This window comes from Ethanoligenens harbinense YUAN-3, from assembly GCF_000178115.2.
GTDB classification, from domain to species: Bacteria; Bacillota; Clostridia; order Oscillospirales; family Ethanoligenentaceae; genus Ethanoligenens; species Ethanoligenens harbinense.
In genome coordinates this window covers 1083090-1100347 of the sequence record NC_014828.1, presented here as the reverse complement: position 1 = coordinate 1100347, position 17258 = coordinate 1083090, and the positions used below count along the sequence as shown (strand labels likewise).

Here is a 17258-nt window from a genome sequence, read left to right as displayed (position 1 = left end):
ATTACAAAACTTTATAATACGATATAATAATATTTCTTTTTATATTGTTATTTCTGAAATTACAAATTATAATATGATATACAATATTTAAATCAATTAAGATGTGACAAAATAAATGAATTTTCAGCAACGAGGAGGATGATACCAATGCCAAAAGAAACAACATGCTCAAGAATCAGATTATTTCATCTCAGAAAGCCACTTTCCGCACTGGCGATTGCAGCAACATTGTTTGCGACACAATTGCCGGCTCTCGCAATCAGTGCCAGCGCGCCCGTGATGACCGGCTACACGGTATCCACCAACCACAGCAGCGACCTTGTCCAGCACAGCACGGACCCCACGACAGGTCAGATCACGCCCGTAACAGATGACCAGTACATAGACATTGATGTAACATTCAGCAAGCCCATTCAAGCCGCTGCGGATGCCGCAAGCGACCTTGCCGTCACACTCGCAGGCGGCACGACCGGCAGCTACATCAATCCGGCGGCTCCTGATGATTCAAATCAGGATATAACCGACTCGTTTTCAAATCACATAACCGCCACCGCGAACGGCAACACGCTGCACATTGTGTTCCACTACGGCTTTGCACAGTATAACGGGCAATTAACGGTAAAACCGGCAGCCACCGATGGCAGCATCACCAAAATTACCGGCACCGACGGCACGCCCGTACAATGGACAAATATTTCCTGCATCGCGCCCAACGGCGTCCAACTCTCCACTGTCAGCCAGACGCCGGCCGACCCAACGGCAGACGCACCCGCAAGTGTAACCAAGAAGGTCATCACTCCCACAAGCGCCACACGCGCCATGGTGTTTTACGTTTTTCTGAAAAACGGCCAGCCGGTAGGAACATTCAGCCCCATGATGGGCAGCTTTGTGGCGCACTATCACCTGTATTTGACAATGGACGCTCCCACTTATACATCTGAATTTCCAAGCAGTTTCAATGCAAAATATGGAAGCCAGTATACCATGACCACCAACGGCGACACATTCACCATCACGTCCAACAAGAACGCAGACGGGACTGTTGCGGACACCACCGGAGACGTGCTGGATGTGCTGGTATATGCCTACCCGCGCGACCGCAATACAAATTCAGACAAAACGGCCTTGAACGCCGCCATTGCCAAAGCCGACGCGTTGACGGCCGCAAACTATACGGCCGCTTCCTATGCACCGGTGGAAAAACAGCTTTCCATTGCATCCGCAATGAACAACAGCATCTACTACCTGCAGTCTGAAGTGGATGCGCAAACCGCCGCGCTTTACACAGCCACAGACAATCTGGTTACCATTGCGCAGCAGCAGGCCGTGGATGACTTCATCGCCACAGTGTCCGCCCTGCCTGCAACCATTACACTGCAGGATGCCACATTGGTTTCCAGCCTTGCAGCCACATATGCCGGATTTACCAATGCGCAAAAGACGCTGGTGCCTTCCGCCACACTGCAGGCTCTGCAAACCGCGCAGTCCCAGATACAAGCGCTCGAAAACCCGTCGGCAAGTTCGGCCGTTTCTTCTTCCTCTTCCTCTACTTCCTCCAATGCATCTTCTCTGGTTGTTTCCAACCCCAACACAGGCGAAGGAACGACCGCATTTGTGCCTGCCGCGGTTTTCACGGGCGTGACACTGATGCTGCTTGTGGCCGGATCTAAAAAGCGGCGTAGTTGATGTTTTTGGACCATTTATCCACATAACGTAAACAGGAATACAACAAACAGGACCCGCGGGCAATATGAAAAGCCGCCCGCGGGTCCCGTTTGTTTGCAGACACGTTGACGTTCTATACCCCTTTCACGATCAAGGCCTCTTCGCACAGGGAGATTCTCTTTTTCAGCTTCTTTGATTCCTCCTTCGTCTAAGCAATAAGGAGAGAAAAAAGGGCGCGCCGACAATCGCCGTTAGGATGCCCAGCGGGATTTCAACGGGAAAAACGGTTCGGGCAACGTCGTCCACCGCCAGCAGGAACGTTCCTCCCGCCAGTAAAGACACCGGTAAAAGCAGGCGGAAATCCGGGCCGACCAAAAGCCTTGCCAGATGGGGAATAATCAGCCCCACCCATCCGACCAGACCGGCGACCGCAATCGAAGAAGTCGCGAGCAACGTCGCGCAGAAAAGAAACACAAACCGGAGCACTTGGACATTTATCCCCATCGCCTGTGCTTCCTCTTCCCCAAAGGAAAGCGCATTCATGCGCCATCGCAGCAAATAGATCGGAATAATCCCGATGATAAAAGGAACCAACAGCATGCCCACCTGATCCTTTGTGACGGACGACAGGCCGCCCATCAGCCAGAACGTTATGGCAGGCAGCTTGTTATTGGGGTCGGCAACATATTTGATCATGGACGTAAAGGCAAGAAACAGGCTTTGCACAACCATGCCGGTCAGCACCAGCACGATGACCCCAGAGCGGCCTCTTCCAATAAAGCGGCTGGTCAAAAAGGTGACCAGCACAGCGCCGATACCGAAAAGGAAGGCGAACATCGTCATGCCGCCCGCGCTCATGCCGGTCAGAATCGCAATAGCCGCGCCGAATCCCGCGCCCGCCGAAGCGCCGAGCAAGTCAGGAGACGCCATCGGATTTTTAAAAACCCCCTGATAGGTAGCGCCGGAAGCGGAAAGTGCCGCTCCGACCAATAGCGCGCAGAGAACGCGCGGCAGCCGCACGTCAAGCAATACCGTTTCCACCGGTTTCGACCACGTCCGGGGACATCCAAACAACTTACCGCAAACGATTTGCAGCAACTGGGACAAAAGGGTTGCATACCGTCCGACCGTAAAGGAAAGAAGGAAAACAGCAGCCATCAATCCCACAAGAAAAAGTATCACAAGCAGCGGGGCCTTTTTCCTCGTTTGCTTCGTATCTTCATTTCGCTTTTTCTGCATTTGCGTGATCTGCATGTCAACCTCCCCGCAGACTGGTTCAACCGGCCGCGAATCTGACGGTCGGCTTTTTGTTGACCCGGCAGATTTGTTCAGCTCTTTCACAGAATGCTCCGAATAGCCGTTTCCATCTGGGTCTTCTGCATCATTCCTTCATATTTGCTGCGAACCACACCGCTTTTGTCGATGTAATAAGACTGTGGAATGGATTGAACGCCATAGATATTCGCCGCAGACCCGATCGTATCAAAATAAGCGGGAAAGGTATATGCATGCTGTGCAAGAAACGCTTTGGCCGTGTTGACCGTTTCATCGCGCGTGCCCACCATATCCACCATAACAAACGCTACCTTATCTCCAAACTGCTGATACAGGCTCTGGTAATCCGGCATTTCAGACTGGCAGGGCGGGCACCAGCTCGCCCAAAAATTGAGCACCACCGGCTTGCCACGCAAGGAAGAAAGTCTGATCGTTTTGCCATCTCCGTCCGTCACAGTCATATCCGGCGCAGTCTGTTTCTGCGAAGACGCTCCGCTCTCACCCGCGGGCATGTCCCGGTTTGTCCGGTTCACCAGTTGGCGATAGGCAAACACTGCGCCCAACAGAACGCCCGCTAGAAGTAAAGCGCTAACGATTCCTTTTCTTTTGCTCTTCATCGGTTCCCTCCCATGTTATAAAACGCTGAGCAAGCCAAGCGCCCGGTCAAGCAGACCGAACGCCATCAGCACACCCACTATCATCAATGCAAAGCCGCATACAAGTTGAATTTTCCGCAGATGTTTGCGGATGGCCGTCAACGCGCCGCGCAGGCTGTCTATCAAAACCGCGCACAGCACAAACGGTATGCCCAACCCGGCTGAATAAAGCAGCAGCAGCAGCGTCCCTTTGGCGGCTCCTCCCGCGCTTGCAGCCAGAACGAGTGCGGAGCCAAGAAACACCCCCACGCACGGCATCCAGCTCACAGCAAAAATCAGGCCGAACAGATACGCTGTTCCACCCTCCCACAAACGCTGCTGGGAATGTATTCCTGCCGGACGGCGCATTTTTGCAAACGCGCCGATGTAATCCAGCCCGAATAAAACCCAAACGGCGCCTCCGGTCATATGCACCCAAAAGGCATACCCGCGCAGGAAATGACCAAACACACCTGCCGCCAGCCCCATCAACAGAAAAACCGTCGTAAAGCCCAGCACAAATCCCAGCGCACGAAAAGCCACCTGTTTTTTCCCCGCGCGTGCCTCCGTTGCCTCGCCGCCTGCAAAATAGAAAACATACACGGGCAGCATCGGCAGGATGCAAGGGGACAAAAAGGTCACGATCCCTTCCAAAAACGTCAGCAAGCCGGTCATAACACCCTCCGGTTTCGCCCTGTTCCAACAACATATACCATTATAAAACAAAATGTATCTTGATTATACCGCATCATTGCCACCTGATACAATTCCTATTTTCAAAGATCACCAGAAAAGCACATAAAGGGTGGTCCTTTCACGGTCAAAAACAATTAAAATGATACAATTCAATCCATAACATCATATGCAAAAGTAAATATACCATTGAATTTTGATAATCGACCATGTATACTATAAAACAATACGGATCGTGTCAAAAGGACAAAATGCGGTTGACAGGGAGATTGCACCGTGAGGCAAAAACGGAAATTTTTCTACATATTTTTCACAGTGCTGTGTGGATTGGCGGCGGGCATTTTGTTTTCGGTATCGTCGTCCGTCCTGGCGGCTGGCACAGGCGACAGTTCTTCCGCCGTCTGCAATGCAGAAGTCAACAGCAACGGGGCCTGCGACGGCAGTACCTGTCAGGCCGGATGCTGTAACGGTGAGGCAACCGTCTCCTGCACGACGGCAAACACCGCTTCCAAAAACGATAGCATGGCGGCGGTCGGGCTCGCCGCCGCCATTGGCGTCGCGGCGGCCGCCGTCATTGGCTTTTTTCTGCTCCATCACAAAAAAGTTCGATAAGCACGGGCCGAAAGAAACGGAGAGCGAGATTTGGCGACCACAACTTTGCGCATCGGCGGTATGACCTGTACGCTTTGCAGCGCGGCGATTGAGGCGGGGTTGGAACGGTTGGACGGTGTCGATAAAGCGTCCGTCAGCTTTGCTTCCGAATCCGCGCAGGTGGAGTACGACGACAATCTCGTCAATGAGGAACGGCTTGGGAAAGAAGTGGAACGGCTTGGTTTCTGGGTGGAAGGTGACGAGGAACCACCCGATGCGGAACAGGTTCGCCTGCACCGTCAACTGGCCGTGCTGATTCTTTCGGCGGTTTTAACAGCGCCGACACTGGTCTGTATGGTCGGCTGTTTTAATAAAGCCTGTGTGGTCGCCATCACGCCGGGGATACATCCCTCGTGGATCGATTATTTCTTCTATTACCTGCATGATTGGCGGCTTCAGTTCGCAGTAGCGACACCGGTACAGTTCATCATCGGTGCGCGGTTTTATAAGAGCGCGTTTTTTTCCTTAAAAAACGGCGTGCCGACCATGGATGTGCTGGTTGTGTTTGGTTCGTCCGCAGCGTATTTTTACAGTGTTTATATCGTGGCGTTCCGCTTTCATTCCTATACATACTGTGATGAATATGCTTATCTGGACGCATCGGCCACCATCATCACGTTGGTGCTGCTCGGGCGCTATCTGGAAGCATTGGCGAAAAACCGCGTGACCGCCTCGGTGCGCGCACTGCTGGCTCTAAGGCCAAAAACGGCGCGCGTCCTGCGGAACGGCGAAGGCGTGTTTGTGCCGGTGGATGAACTGATGCACGGCGAAATCGTGGAAGTGCACCCGGGTGAACAGCTGCCCGCCGATGGCGTGCTGGTCTGGGGTGCGTCTTCTGTGGATGAATCCGCCCTGACGGGAGAAAGTCTGCCGGTGGAAAAGGCCGCCGGTTCCGCCGTGTGCGCCGCCACACTCAACCAGTACGGCACCTTCCGCTACCGGGTGGAACAAGCCGGAAAGGATACAAAATTTGCCGGCATCCTGCAGTTTGTGGAAAATGCGCAGGCCAGCAAAGCGCCCGTGCAGCAAATGGTGGATCGCGTGTCGGCATGGTTCGTACCCACCGTCATCGCGGTAGCCACCGCTACCTTTGCCGTCTGGTATTTCGGGATCGACCACATGGCCGCGCTCGACCAGCCCCTTCTCAACGCCATTGCGGTGCTGGTTATTTCCTGCCCGTGCGCGCTGGGATTGGCAACGCCCGCCGCCATGGTGGTGGGGCTGGGGCGCGGCGCGCGCAAAGGCATCCTCATCCGCAGCGGCGAAGCAATGGAAAACCTCGCGCAGATTACGCAGATGGTTTTTGACAAGACCGGCACTCTGACGGAAGGCAAGCCCGAATTGACCGATTTTTTCTCTCTTGCGGGCGCATGGAAAGAGGGGGAGCAAAGCGCGCTGATGCGCCTTGCCGTCGCCTCGGAAAAAGGTTCCGAGCATCCGCTTGGCATAGCAATAGTCGCAGGCGCGACGGTATTTCTGGAAGACCGTTCGGATATTCCACAGGCGGAAAACTGCACCGCCGTCCCCGGCGGGGGCGTGACGGCCACAGTGGAAAGCAAGCATATTTGCCTCGGCACCGCCCGCTTTCTGGAACAGAACGGCGCGCCGGTGCCGGACACCTCCGGATGGGAAGCGCGTTTCAAGGCGGATGGAAAAAGCGTGGTCTTTTTGGCGGTGGAAGGCAGGGCCCGCGCTGCGCTGGCGTTCCGCGACCGCATCCGTAAACATGCGGGATTCGCATTGGAGGAACTGCGCAAGCAGGGGCTTTCGCTCCATCTGCTCACCGGAGACGGCGAAGGCGCGGCGCGCGCCGTCGCCTCTGAACTGCGCATCGACGACTGCCGGGCGCGTCTGCTGCCCGAGGATAAACTGGAAGCGCTGCGCCGTCTGAAAGCGGATGGCTGGACGGCAATGGTGGGCGACGGCATCAACGACGCCCCGGCGCTGGCCACCGCGGATGTAGGCATCGCCATGGGCGGCGGCACCGACATTGCGGTTGAAGCCGGCGGCGTTGTGCTGATGCAGAATGATCTGACTGCGCTGCCGGCTGCGGTGCGCCTGGCGCGCAAGACCATGCGCAAAATCCGACAGAATCTGCTTTGGGCGCTGCTCTACAACACCGTAGCCATTTCCGTTGCCGCCACAGGGCACCTGAGCCCGGAGGCGAGCGCGCTGGCAATGGCATGCAGCTCTGTTTCCGTGCTGCTCAACTCCCTTAGTCTCAGGCACGGGGAGATTTGAGATAGATTGCCGATCATTTACCGATTTGACAACAGGAAGGATGAAAACAATGCAGATCAAAAAAAGATCGACGGGTGTGCAGGTGTTCGAGGGAATCGGCCTGCTGGCCGCGGCGGTGGTCATTGTGTGGCTGCTGCGCAGCACCATGACCGTCAAAACCATGCTGCCCAAGCTGGAAACGGGCGTGGGACTTGGCATTGTACTGGTGTTCGGGCTGCTTACCTCTATTCACTGTGTGGGCATGTGCGGCGGCCTGATGCTGAGCCAATGCGTGAGCACGGAAACGAGTAAAAACAAACCACGGGCACGCGCCGTCATTGCACCGCCGCTGTTCTATAACGTCGGGCGCATCATTTCGTATACCGCCATTGGCGCGGCCGTCGGCGGAATCGGGCAAGCACTCAGTCTTTCCGGTTTTCTCAAGGGCCTGATCCCCATTGTAGGCGGCGTTTTCATGATCCTGCTGGCGCTCAACACTTTGGGGATTTTCCCGGTTCTGCGCCACATCCATTTCGGCCTGCCAAACCGGGCTGTGAAAAAACTGGTGGGCAACAATGCGCAGAACGGCGAGCATGTGCGCACGCGCGGCCCACTGGTGCTGGGCCTGCTGACCGGTCTGATGCCCTGTATGCCGCTGCAGATGGCACAGGCCTTTGCACTGTCCACGCGCAGCGCCGGGATGGGCGCCCTCGTTATGCTGGTCTTCGCGGTGGGCACCGTGCCAGGGCTGTTCGCGCTGGGTTCGCTCAGCTCTTTTGCTAACCGCCGGTTCAGGGCCGTGATGGTGAAACTGAGCGCAGTGGTTATCGTGTTTCTGGGCGTTTTCATGGTCGGGCGCGGCCTGTCGCTCAACGGCATTACCAATCCGTTCGGAACCTCCATGTCTTCCAAAAGCATGTCGAACGTGTCCTCCATGTCCGGCATGGATAAAAACGCAATGCCCTCCATGTCTGCCACTTCCATGCAAATGAAATAAGAGCAACAGAAAAACCGCCGGGCCCGCAAAAGGTTCCGGCGGTTTTTTTGCTGCATTTACTCAGCGTGGGCAAGCATGGCGTCAAGCTGCGCATCGGTCAGGTTATAGTTCAAATAGAGCTTATAAAAATCCTTGGCTTCCTGCCGGATGTCGAGCTTTACTTTATCGGGAAAAAGCAGACTGGACGCCCAGGCCGAGCCAAGCACACGCATGACGGAGGGCGGTTTTCCAAACCACGAAAACGGTGTCTGTGGAATATCATAGACTTTTTTGTCGCGCACGGCGGTGATGCCGCTCCACTGGGTATTCTGCAAAATCCGGCTGTAAATATCCGATTTCTCCGTGCTGTTGAGATTGTATTCGTTCACAAAAATAAAATGCGGGTCCCAGTTCATCAGCTGCTCGATGGAAACAGTGGGCATCCCCATGCCCTGCCCGGCTGCGCCCGTCAGGTTTACCACGTTGTTCAGATGAAGCAGATCGGCTACATCCTGAATGTGCAGGGAGCCGACCGGGTCGGTCTGCAAACCGCCTACGCCTTCGGAAACAAAAATTTTCGGCTGCTGCGCCTCCGGCACGTCTCCGATGGCCGCCGTGATTTTGTCCAGCCGGCTGCGGCTGTCCTGAGCCAGCGTTTCCGCCCGCTTCGAAACGCCCAGCAGATCACCCAGATAGCGGTACACTTTATCAACCAAGTCGATGTTGTAATCCATCAGCAGGACGGGCAGATGCGTCTGTTTCTGAATCTGGTCGGCCATCTGCCTGCCGTTCTCGTCAATAGACCAGAAGCAAAGAATCACATCCGGATGAACTTTTGTGATTTCCTCGATATTCGGCGTTGCGCCGGTACCCATCCAGACACCCAGCGCGGGCAGATTGCGGTATTTTGTGCTAATGTATTGCAGATCTTCGGACGTCAGTCTGAAGTTCCAGCCCGCCAGCTTCTTCGGGGCCAGCGTGTAAACGTCCACGGTGCCGATGGGGTTGGAACAGAACACTTTTCTGATGGTCTTGGGAATGCGCACCCGCCGTCCGCCCATATCCGTGACCACGTGGGTCGCAGTGTCCTGCGCGGTATAATGGTGGGAGCATCCGGTCATGGACAGTGCCAGAACAAATGCCAGCAGACAAAGCGCAACGCGCTTTTGGAGAGTAAGCAAAACAGAGGCCCCTTCCTATGGATATGTAGGAACAGATGAACTTCATAGTTCCTGCTGCGTACGTATCCTGCGTGCAAGCAGTAAAATAAAAAACGGCGCTCCGACGATGGCCGTCAGGATGCTCAATGGAATTTCCGTGGTATTAACATTGCGTGCCACATCGTCCACCAGCAGCAGAAATCCCGCGCCCATCAGGGCGGAAACCGGAAGAAGCGCCCTATAATCCGGCCCTACCAGCGCACGGCCCATGTGGGGGATAATCAGACCGACCCAGCCGACCATCCCCGCCACGGCGACCGACGAAGCCGTCAGCAGCGTGGCCCCCACGGTCACGCACAGCCGTACGCGCGCCGCATTCACCCCCAGCGCCATTGCTTCCTCATCCCCAAACGTCAAAAGGTTGAGCTGCCACCGCTGCAAAAACAGGATGCCCCCGCCAAGGCAAAACGGCAGGAACAGCAGCCAGACTTCACGGAACGATACATTTGCCAGCCCGCCCATCAGCCAGAACGCGATCTCCGGCATTTTGCTGTTGGGATCGGACAGATAGGTTGCTCCGGCGGTAAAGGCAGCAAACAGACTTCCGACGACACTGCCGGTCAGCAGGACGGAAAGCAGATCACCCCGGCCTCCGGCCGCCAGCGAAATGACGTAGGTGATGACAACCGCCGCAATGCCCATCAAAAAAGCAGAAAGCTCCATCCCCAGCGCGCTGAAAGACAACAGGATGCCAAGAACCGCTCCGAACGCGGCGCCGGAAGACGCGCCGAGCAGATCGGGCGATACCATAGGGTTGTTGAAAATGCCCTGATACGCTCCACCGGCCATCGAAAGCCCCGCACCGATAAACAGCGCGGCCAGAATGCGCGGCAGACGCACGTCGAAAAACACATACCCCGCGTCGCTGGCGGCACCTGCCAGCCGCTCCCGCAACAGCCAAACGAAATCGCCCGGCCAGATGGAAAACCGACCCATGCAAAGAGAGACGGCAAGCAAGACGGCCACCGCCACGCCCAGCCCGACCATCCAAAACAGAGGGGACTTTTTTCCCGCATGACACCATCCGCGGGACTCACCACACTTCAATTTGCCCCCTCCTTTCCATCTGGCCGCGGAAGATTCAGCCATAACGCATACAGGAAATAACACCATTTTAACAAACAATTCGTTTAGATGCAATCATCCGACATAAATCATGAAATAAATTCGATTTATGTCCTGTCAAAACACATCAATATGTAGTATAATGTCAAAAAGATATACCGTTTTGACAAATTTCAGACAGGACGAGGGTTTTGAATGCGTAATTACCGGCTGCGTGGCTGCTGCATACTGGCAGCTGCTTTCCTTTTCCTTTTTTCAGGCAGGGCGAGCGCGGAAACACCGATTGTCCTTCCCGTGAAAAAGAGCATCACCGTGGACGCAGGTCTTTCCCAGACGGAGGCGCTGCGGGCCTCGCCGTCCTCTGCCGCGCTTGGCGTTGACTGCGGCATGGCGGATATGTGCGGCATCGACCCCTGCACCTGCGGCAGCCCGGATGCGTGGGGCCACTGTGCCTGCAACGGCACCAAAAAGACACCGGTCTCCTATCTGATTACGGTCAGCAATCCGTCTGTGGCCCGTGTTTCGGTAGCAAACGGCACCCTGATCGTGAAAGGCCTTTCCGCAGGGCATACGGATGTGCGCGTCACAGCGCGTTTGAAACATTATGCGGATGCCGTGCAGACCGTGCGCGTTACCGTGCAGCCGCCCTATTACCTGTTCTGGCTGATTCCCGGCGTTGTAGTCGCGGCAGCCGCGGCGTTTTTCTTCCTGCGGCTGCAGAAAAAACGGAAAATGAAAAATTGAAAAGGCAGGTGTCTCTAAAATGCCCCCCCATACCGTTCACCGGACACTGCGCCGTATCCTTACGGTGCTTTTTGTTTTTCTTCTTCCCTTTACGCTGACCGCTTGCGGACCGATGGCGAAAACAGGTTCCGATTCTCCAAACATCATCAGCCGGCATGTTTCCGTATCAAGCGGCAACGGCAGAGAAGCATCGCAAAAAGTCACAATCACCCTTACTTTTGACCGAGCCATTTGCGTCAACCAAGACGTGAACCGTCAGCTTTCCGTCACCCTCAACGGCAAAGCGCCCGATTCCAAGACCATGCAATGTACGGTGGCGGCGGACAAGTCGGACAACAGACGGTTGATCTTTACCCTGTCCGCTCTCTCCGGCGATACCGACCCAACCAAAGGAGCATATTTTGCCGTATACGAGGGGAATCTTGTGATCGCGGCAAAAAGCGGTGCATCCGTTCCAGCCGTTACCGATCTTAAAGGGAAATACGCCGCAAAATGGCCGAACATCCACGTGCAGATTCCATCCGGCGTAGCGCTCACGCAGGTTGCCGCTGTAAAAGGCAGCGCCACAGCATCCGCGCAGACGGCTGTGCGTGTTACCTCCATTGGAGTGATACGCGCCATGACCTGGGTGCAGTTTCTGGAAAACGGGCAGCCGGTCATGCAGAAGGGATACAAAAAGGGCGGTTTTTCCTATATCAACGACGGCTCGTTTCCCGTCCACGACCACGAACTGTTCCAAATGGACGCTGAAGATTATGCCAAAGAAATCGCTGAGAGCCTCGAAAGCTATTTCGGCAAAGGCACACCAACAGCAGGCCGATTTATTTTTTCATCAAGTAAAGACACCGTGACCATCAGAGCTAACACTCAAACAGACGGCCAGACGCTCTCGCTGCAAATCTTCAATCACATGGACGATTGATCCGAAAACAACGAGAAAGAAGCGGCGGCGCTTAAAGCGGGAACCGGCAAACAACGATCTGCGTATAAACTGTTGCCGGGAGGCCTGTACATTTTTGTAACCGACCCGTGCGCATTCAGTTTATTACAACGCTCCGGATTTTTTTCGGTGCACCCGCCAAAGGCAGAAATTTGTATACATATGTGTCGCTGCCCTGGAGTTTGACCGCCGCGAGGTAGCCGCCGCGGCTCATGTAATAATCGTTCTGTAGCAGCGGTATCAGTTCTCCAATCTGATCAGGGGCGTCCACGACATAGTTTTTACCGAAGTCTTTTTGCAGAATAAAACTTCCGGCGTTGTCCGCCGTGTAAGCCATAAAATACTGACCCTCCGGCGCGGCGGCACGGTCCTTGCTCACATAAGGGTTATACTTCATCAACGTGATGCTCTCGGCCGCACCGTCAAAAGAAAGCGCCTTAGTAAGGCCGTTATCGTTCAGAAATTTCAGCGTATTCGTAAACGCACTGGTAAGATAGACCTCGGCATTTTCCAGATTATATGCATAGGTTTTCGTGTCGCTGTTGCCCGTCTGCGAAAACATCAGTACCCCCAGCGCCGGTTTGGACGGGAAATACCGGTCATTGAGCGGCTGCGCAGCTACATCGGCCGCGAGCGCTTGCAGCAGCGCTGTACGTTTATCCGCACTGAGCGTCAAAAGCTGCGGGTTGGTGTACCAGTTGTTGCTGAGATATATGGAACCGCCGCGGTAAGCACCCGCCGCCCAATAGGCGTCCCCGGTGTTTCCGGTGATGATGTTCTGCTCCAGACGCTTCACAGCCTGCGTGTTCTCCAGCGTCAGCATAGATTCAAGTGTGGAAAAGGTGGAACGATCGTAGTAGCGCACCAGCGTAGAGCCGCTTTTCAGTGTATATTGCACCATAATATCGTACGGCACAGCGGTTTTTTCAAAGTCATTCTGATTCAGTTCCAGCGCGGGTTTCCCTGCCGCTATGAGCGTTTTGTGCAACAAAACGAGCAGCGAAAGGTCGGACGCATCGGTCAGTTTTACCTGTTGAGCAATGTAGTAGCCGTTCGCACCACTGCTGCCCTGCGTGCCGTCGCCTGTGATGTAATTGGGCGATCCGACATAGCTGATGGTCGCGCTGGCGATGTCGTCTGCGTTCGGCACACGCGCGCTGTAGCCCAGAAAACCGGTGCCGAGCAGCGCAACGCCGGCATAAGTCGCCGCAAGCCCTGCCGCCAGCACTGTGATGTTCTGTCGGCCCGCCTTCTTTCCGCGCGAGGTCAGCACGGCAAACGCGAGCCACACCGCAACAAATCCCGCCGTGGCCGCGATAAACGCAACGAACACATTCAGCGCCGCCAGCACGTCGAACAGCAGTGTATACAGGAAGAAAGCCAGCGTAAGCGTCAGCACAATGTTCATGCCGTGCGACATGCCCCTGACGCCGGCAATCTCGTTTTTACGCCGTTGCAGCGCGAACGCAGCCAATTCCGCCAGTATGACCGCACCGATAAACCACAGCACCACCGCCAGCGGCCGGATGGCCGGCAGCGTCTCCCCGGTCGTGGTGGCATAAAAAGCGGAATAGGTCATCGAATTGTGATAGAAAAACAGCGCGGGGTTGAATGCCGCAAACTGTGTCAGCAGGCTGGATGCGGCCAACCCGGTACCGGTGCGCAGCAGCACGCCCGACGCGCTGCCAAACAGCAGGTGACGCATCAGCGCGCCCACGCCGTACAATGCCGCCGACGGGATGGCAAGCAGGCAGGCGGAAAACACGGCCGCTTCAAGCAGCGTGCCCGCCAGCACGCACCCGATACCTGCCACGAACAGCGACACCAGTCCCAGCACGAGGTAACCGCACAGCAGATAGAAAAACGACCCGAAGATAGAGGTCGTGTATCCCAGCGCCGCCAGGTTGAGCAACAGTGAGACGGCTAACGGCACGCCCACGCCGATGAGCAGCATCAGACAGCCCGCGCCCAGCCGCGCCGCCAGCAGGCGCATACGGGTGATGCCCAGTGAAAAATAGGCAACCGTCTGCCGCCTGTCGTGCAGAAAGCGCAGCAGCGCTATGCCGAGCAGCAGGCCATACACCAGCACCGCGCCGGTAATCACCGGGCCGAAGGACGCATCGAAAAAACGATATTTGAGCTGGTCGTGTGTATAGTCCACGTTGAAAATGGAGCTGCTCGGCATACCCGCCGTGGAAACCGGGAACAGGATGATGAAAACCACCAGTCCTATGATCGGCAGAAGCAAGTTGCGCGTCCAGGTCTCGCGCCACGCATGCCGCAGAATGGGCCGGCGGTCAAAAGAGGTCGGTGAAAGCATCTTCCTGCCCCTCCCGTTGTTCCATAAAAAATTCTTCCAATGTCATGGGCATCCGTTCCAATACCGTCAGTCCCAGCGGGTCGAGCGTTTTATGAACAGCGGCCTCGTTCCCCTCACATAAAAACGAGAACCCGTCGTCCTCCTTCGCCAGCAGGGAAAGGTGCAGCGCCCCCAGCGCTTCCAGTGTAACGTCAGGGCCAAACTGCGCGCGGTATTTACTGCGGCTGCGTTTCATGGCCTCGATGGAATCGTTGAAATAAAACACATGGTCTTTGATGATGCCAAGATGGTCGACAAGGTTCTCCAGTTCGCGCAGATTATGCGATGCGACGATGACAACCGCCCCCTTCTCCCGCGCATATTCCTTTAAAATGCGCGCAAGCAGGCGGCGTTTGGCAAGGTCGAGCCCGTCGAATGCTTCGTCGAGCAGCAAAGTGTGCGGATGCGCGGCCAGCGCCAGCACCATGCCGGCCTGCCGATGCATGCCCTTCGAATACCCGTTTATGCGCGCGGCAGGGTCCAGCTCAAACAGTGCGGTGATCTTCTCGAACGTTTTTTCGCTCCAGGCGGGATAATAGCCGCGATAGAACTTCGCCATCTCTTTCAGCGTGGACTGCGGCAGGAAGTACATATCGTCGGACAGCAGAAACACTCCACTTTTTAGACGTTCATTTTCGTAAATATTCTCGCCGTTCACCAATACGCGACCGGCATCGGCCCGGTAAACGCCCGCGATGGTTTTGAGGAGAGTGGTCTTACCCGCCCCGTTGAAACCCACCAGCCCATAGATGCATCCGTCTTCGATGGTACCGTCTAAATTTTTGACCGCAGTGAAATCCGCGTATTTTTTCGTCAGGTGCTCAAGCGTGACCATGTGCTTCCCCCTTAACAGAATGCAGATGTAAATTGGAACAAATGATGAAAAAACTTGTCACTGCGCGCCGCATTGTCATAAACAATCCGCTCCTGTTCCGATGCGGGAAGCTCGTTTGCCGCGGCGCGGTTTGGCCGCCCGGCGCAGCGTCCGTGAAAGACGGCACCACACGCCGCAAAATCGAACTCGACAGACTTTAGGTCAACGCACCACCTGCTACAAGCCAGCCTTAACCGTACATGATTCGAGGCAGCATTTTCGGCAAATTCGCCACAATACAGCGTTGTCTTCGGTCGGAATACAGCAAACAGTCCTTCCTCATCCGCTTTGTCTGACAACAAATTTACGCGCAACTTGCCTCTCGTCTCATTTGTAGATACGCATTAAAAAAGCTTGTCCTTTTCATGTCCGCTACCCTCTGCCGCGGCCTTGGATGCCGACGGCCTGTCCATCGGTCTGTGCAGCAGATGCGCTACCGTCTCAGGCAGCACGCCGCCGCGGCGGACGTGAACATACAAAAGCAAAGCGCCGGCTGCCAGCACCGCTAAAACGATCAGCAGAACCGTCAGCCAGACCGGAAAGCCCGATGACGAGCCAACCGCCCGTGCGGAGAAGAAATACGTCGAGCAATGGGTAATATCCACTGTGGCATAGCCGTTGACGACCTTTACGTCTTTGGAAATAAGCGAAAACGCATGCTTGGCCGGGTCGTAGTAATAAAAATACAGCGTCTGGCCATCCCGGAACATGCTGCTGACACAGATGTTCAACTCTGCTTTGCCGGGCAGCTCACCATGATACGCAAAGGAAAGATCAAACAGGTCACCCAGGCCGCTTTGCTTTTCAATCGCCGTCTTCTCTTTGCTGGAAAAAGAAATGCCCATATTGAGATCGGCCGGATTTTTTATGTCGGTGCCCTTAAACGACCACGAATACTGCACATTACCCGCGGCATCCTTTTTCTGAAACGTTACGCTTTTATCGGTACCCATGATCTTTTCCAGTTCCGCTTTTCCGGTGATGTTGTTTTCCGGAAGCTGGATAATGTCAAAAGAGCCCAAACCACCGTCCGCAGAGATCTGGCAAGCGCCCGAAACATCCGACGAAGACGAGACCGCGGAGCTCGCGGTCAAAGAAGAAGCCGCACCGGAGCTTGCCGCGGATGAACCGGACACGCCCGCAGAGGAGGAACCAGCCGAAGCGCCCGTCGAACCGCCGGTTTTACTGCCGCTGCCCGCAGTCGTGCTTGCCGGACTGCCACTTGTCCCTGTGGAACTTCCGGCAGAACCAACTGTGGAGCCGCCTGCGGAGCCACCTGACGATCCTCCGGTCGAGGCGCCCGTTGAACCGCCCGCGGACCCGCCGTTCGAATCACCCGCCGCCGTAACGGTTACCCGAATCGCCTGCCTGTCGGAACTGGTGTATTCCCGCAGACTGCCTTGTGCGTAAATGGTGGTCGTACCCGGCGAAACACCGGTGACGGAAATGACGCCGTTTGTATATTTCGCCATCGCAATGGAGGCATTCGCGGAAGTCAATGTGACCGTGGCGGGATAATTGTGGTAATCAGCCCCCATACAGATGCACTGACCGTTTGCATCCGCGCAGGTAGGGCCGCATGTCTGTGGGCACTGCGCCATACCGCAGCCTTGCGTTTCATTGGCCGAGGCGGGGCTCATGGTCGCAGAGACCGAACAGTTATCGCCGGGTGCAACGGTAACGTTCGTCTCTCCCAGCGAAAGCGACACGGTTCCCTGATTATAATAGGCCAGGGCCGGAAGACCGGCAAACGCGCACAGAAACAATCCGATAACAGCCATGGAAACGAGCTTGGCAGCCCGCTTATTCTTCATGCTTGTTTTCATGTCAATCCCCCCACTTGCTGATCTGTTTTACATGGATGCGTAACAGCCGCCGTAAAAACGAAGCGGTTTTGTTTGGATTTGTTCATAACAAAACGGATATTCATATATTTTGTCA

The 17258-nt window shown here is 55.4% G+C and carries 14 protein-coding genes; 6 read left to right on the top strand and 8 right to left on the bottom strand.

Annotated features, from left to right (window positions below; all coding sequences use genetic code 11):
- The first annotated feature begins 228 nt into the window (after positions 1-228).
- Entirely contained in the window at positions 229-1686 is a 1458-nt protein-coding gene (locus ETHHA_RS05070) for a hypothetical protein (RefSeq protein ID WP_137143853.1), read from the top strand.
- Between the two features lie 162 nt (positions 1687-1848).
- Here the strand turns inward: ETHHA_RS05070 and ETHHA_RS05065 are convergent, their stop codons facing one another.
- From ETHHA_RS05065 to ETHHA_RS05055, 3 genes are all read right to left on the bottom strand, one after another.
- Positions 1849-2919 carry a FecCD family ABC transporter permease gene (locus ETHHA_RS05065; protein WP_013484911.1) on the bottom strand — a complete coding sequence of 357 codons (1071 nt, stop codon included), beginning with the start codon at positions 2917-2919 and terminating at the stop codon, positions 1849-1851.
- 83 nt (positions 2920-3002) lie between these two features.
- On the bottom strand, positions 3003-3557 hold the full coding sequence (locus ETHHA_RS05060; RefSeq protein ID WP_013484910.1) for a TlpA family protein disulfide reductase: 555 nt from the start codon (positions 3555-3557) through the stop codon (positions 3003-3005).
- 15 nt (positions 3558-3572) lie between these two features.
- A complete protein-coding gene (locus ETHHA_RS05055; protein WP_013484909.1) occupies positions 3573-4250 on the bottom strand; it encodes a cytochrome c biogenesis CcdA family protein in 678 nt (225 codons plus the stop codon).
- Positions 4251-4544: 294 nt separating this feature from the next.
- Between ETHHA_RS05055 and ETHHA_RS05050 the strand changes: the two genes are divergently transcribed.
- The 3 genes from ETHHA_RS05050 to ETHHA_RS05040 are packed head-to-tail and all read left to right on the top strand — an operon-like array spanning position 4545 to position 8136.
- Complete coding sequence (locus ETHHA_RS05050; protein WP_013484908.1) at positions 4545-4880, top strand: hypothetical protein; 336 nt, start codon at positions 4545-4547, stop codon at positions 4878-4880.
- 30 nt (positions 4881-4910) lie between these two features.
- Positions 4911-7160: a heavy metal translocating P-type ATPase gene (locus tag ETHHA_RS05045; protein ID WP_013484907.1), complete on the top strand. Its 2250-nt coding sequence runs from the start codon at positions 4911-4913 to the stop codon at positions 7158-7160.
- A gap of 49 nt (positions 7161-7209) precedes the next feature.
- Positions 7210-8136 (top strand): sulfite exporter TauE/SafE family protein, encoded by a 927-nt coding sequence (locus ETHHA_RS05040; RefSeq protein ID WP_013484906.1) that lies wholly within the window; start codon positions 7210-7212, stop codon positions 8134-8136.
- Positions 8137-8192: 56 nt separating this feature from the next.
- Here ETHHA_RS05040 and ETHHA_RS05035 read toward each other — a convergent pair whose 3' ends face one another.
- Both ETHHA_RS05035 and ETHHA_RS05030 read right to left on the bottom strand, forming a co-directional pair.
- Positions 8193-9296 (bottom strand): ABC transporter substrate-binding protein, encoded by a 1104-nt coding sequence (locus ETHHA_RS05035; protein ID WP_013484905.1) that lies wholly within the window; start codon positions 9294-9296, stop codon positions 8193-8195.
- Positions 9297-9338: 42 nt separating this feature from the next.
- Complete coding sequence (locus ETHHA_RS05030; RefSeq protein WP_013484904.1) at positions 9339-10382, bottom strand: FecCD family ABC transporter permease; 1044 nt, start codon at positions 10380-10382, stop codon at positions 9339-9341.
- 213 nt (positions 10383-10595) lie between these two features.
- On the opposite strand from ETHHA_RS05030, the gene ETHHA_RS05025 reads away from it, so the two are divergent.
- Positions 10596-11144, top strand: coding sequence for an Ig-like domain-containing protein (locus ETHHA_RS05025; protein ID WP_013484903.1), 549 nt, complete (start codon positions 10596-10598; stop codon positions 11142-11144).
- A gap of 19 nt (positions 11145-11163) precedes the next feature.
- Positions 11164-12066, top strand: a complete 903-nt coding sequence (locus ETHHA_RS05020) for a hypothetical protein (RefSeq protein ID WP_013484902.1) — start codon at positions 11164-11166, stop codon at positions 12064-12066.
- A gap of 115 nt (positions 12067-12181) precedes the next feature.
- Here the strand turns inward: ETHHA_RS05020 and ETHHA_RS05015 are convergent, their stop codons facing one another.
- The 3 genes from ETHHA_RS05015 to ETHHA_RS14450 form a co-directional block, all read right to left on the bottom strand.
- Positions 12182-14404, bottom strand: a complete 2223-nt coding sequence (locus ETHHA_RS05015; protein ID WP_013484901.1) for a hypothetical protein — start codon at positions 14402-14404, stop codon at positions 12182-12184.
- Positions 14382-15278: an ABC transporter ATP-binding protein gene (locus ETHHA_RS05010; protein WP_013484900.1), complete on the bottom strand. Its 897-nt coding sequence runs from the start codon at positions 15276-15278 to the stop codon at positions 14382-14384. The genes ETHHA_RS05015 and ETHHA_RS05010 overlap by 23 nt, the downstream gene beginning before the upstream one ends.
- A gap of 383 nt (positions 15279-15661) precedes the next feature.
- Positions 15662-17143, bottom strand: a complete 1482-nt coding sequence (locus ETHHA_RS14450; RefSeq protein WP_013484899.1) for a hypothetical protein — start codon at positions 17141-17143, stop codon at positions 15662-15664.
- Positions 17144-17258: the final 115 nt, after the last annotated feature.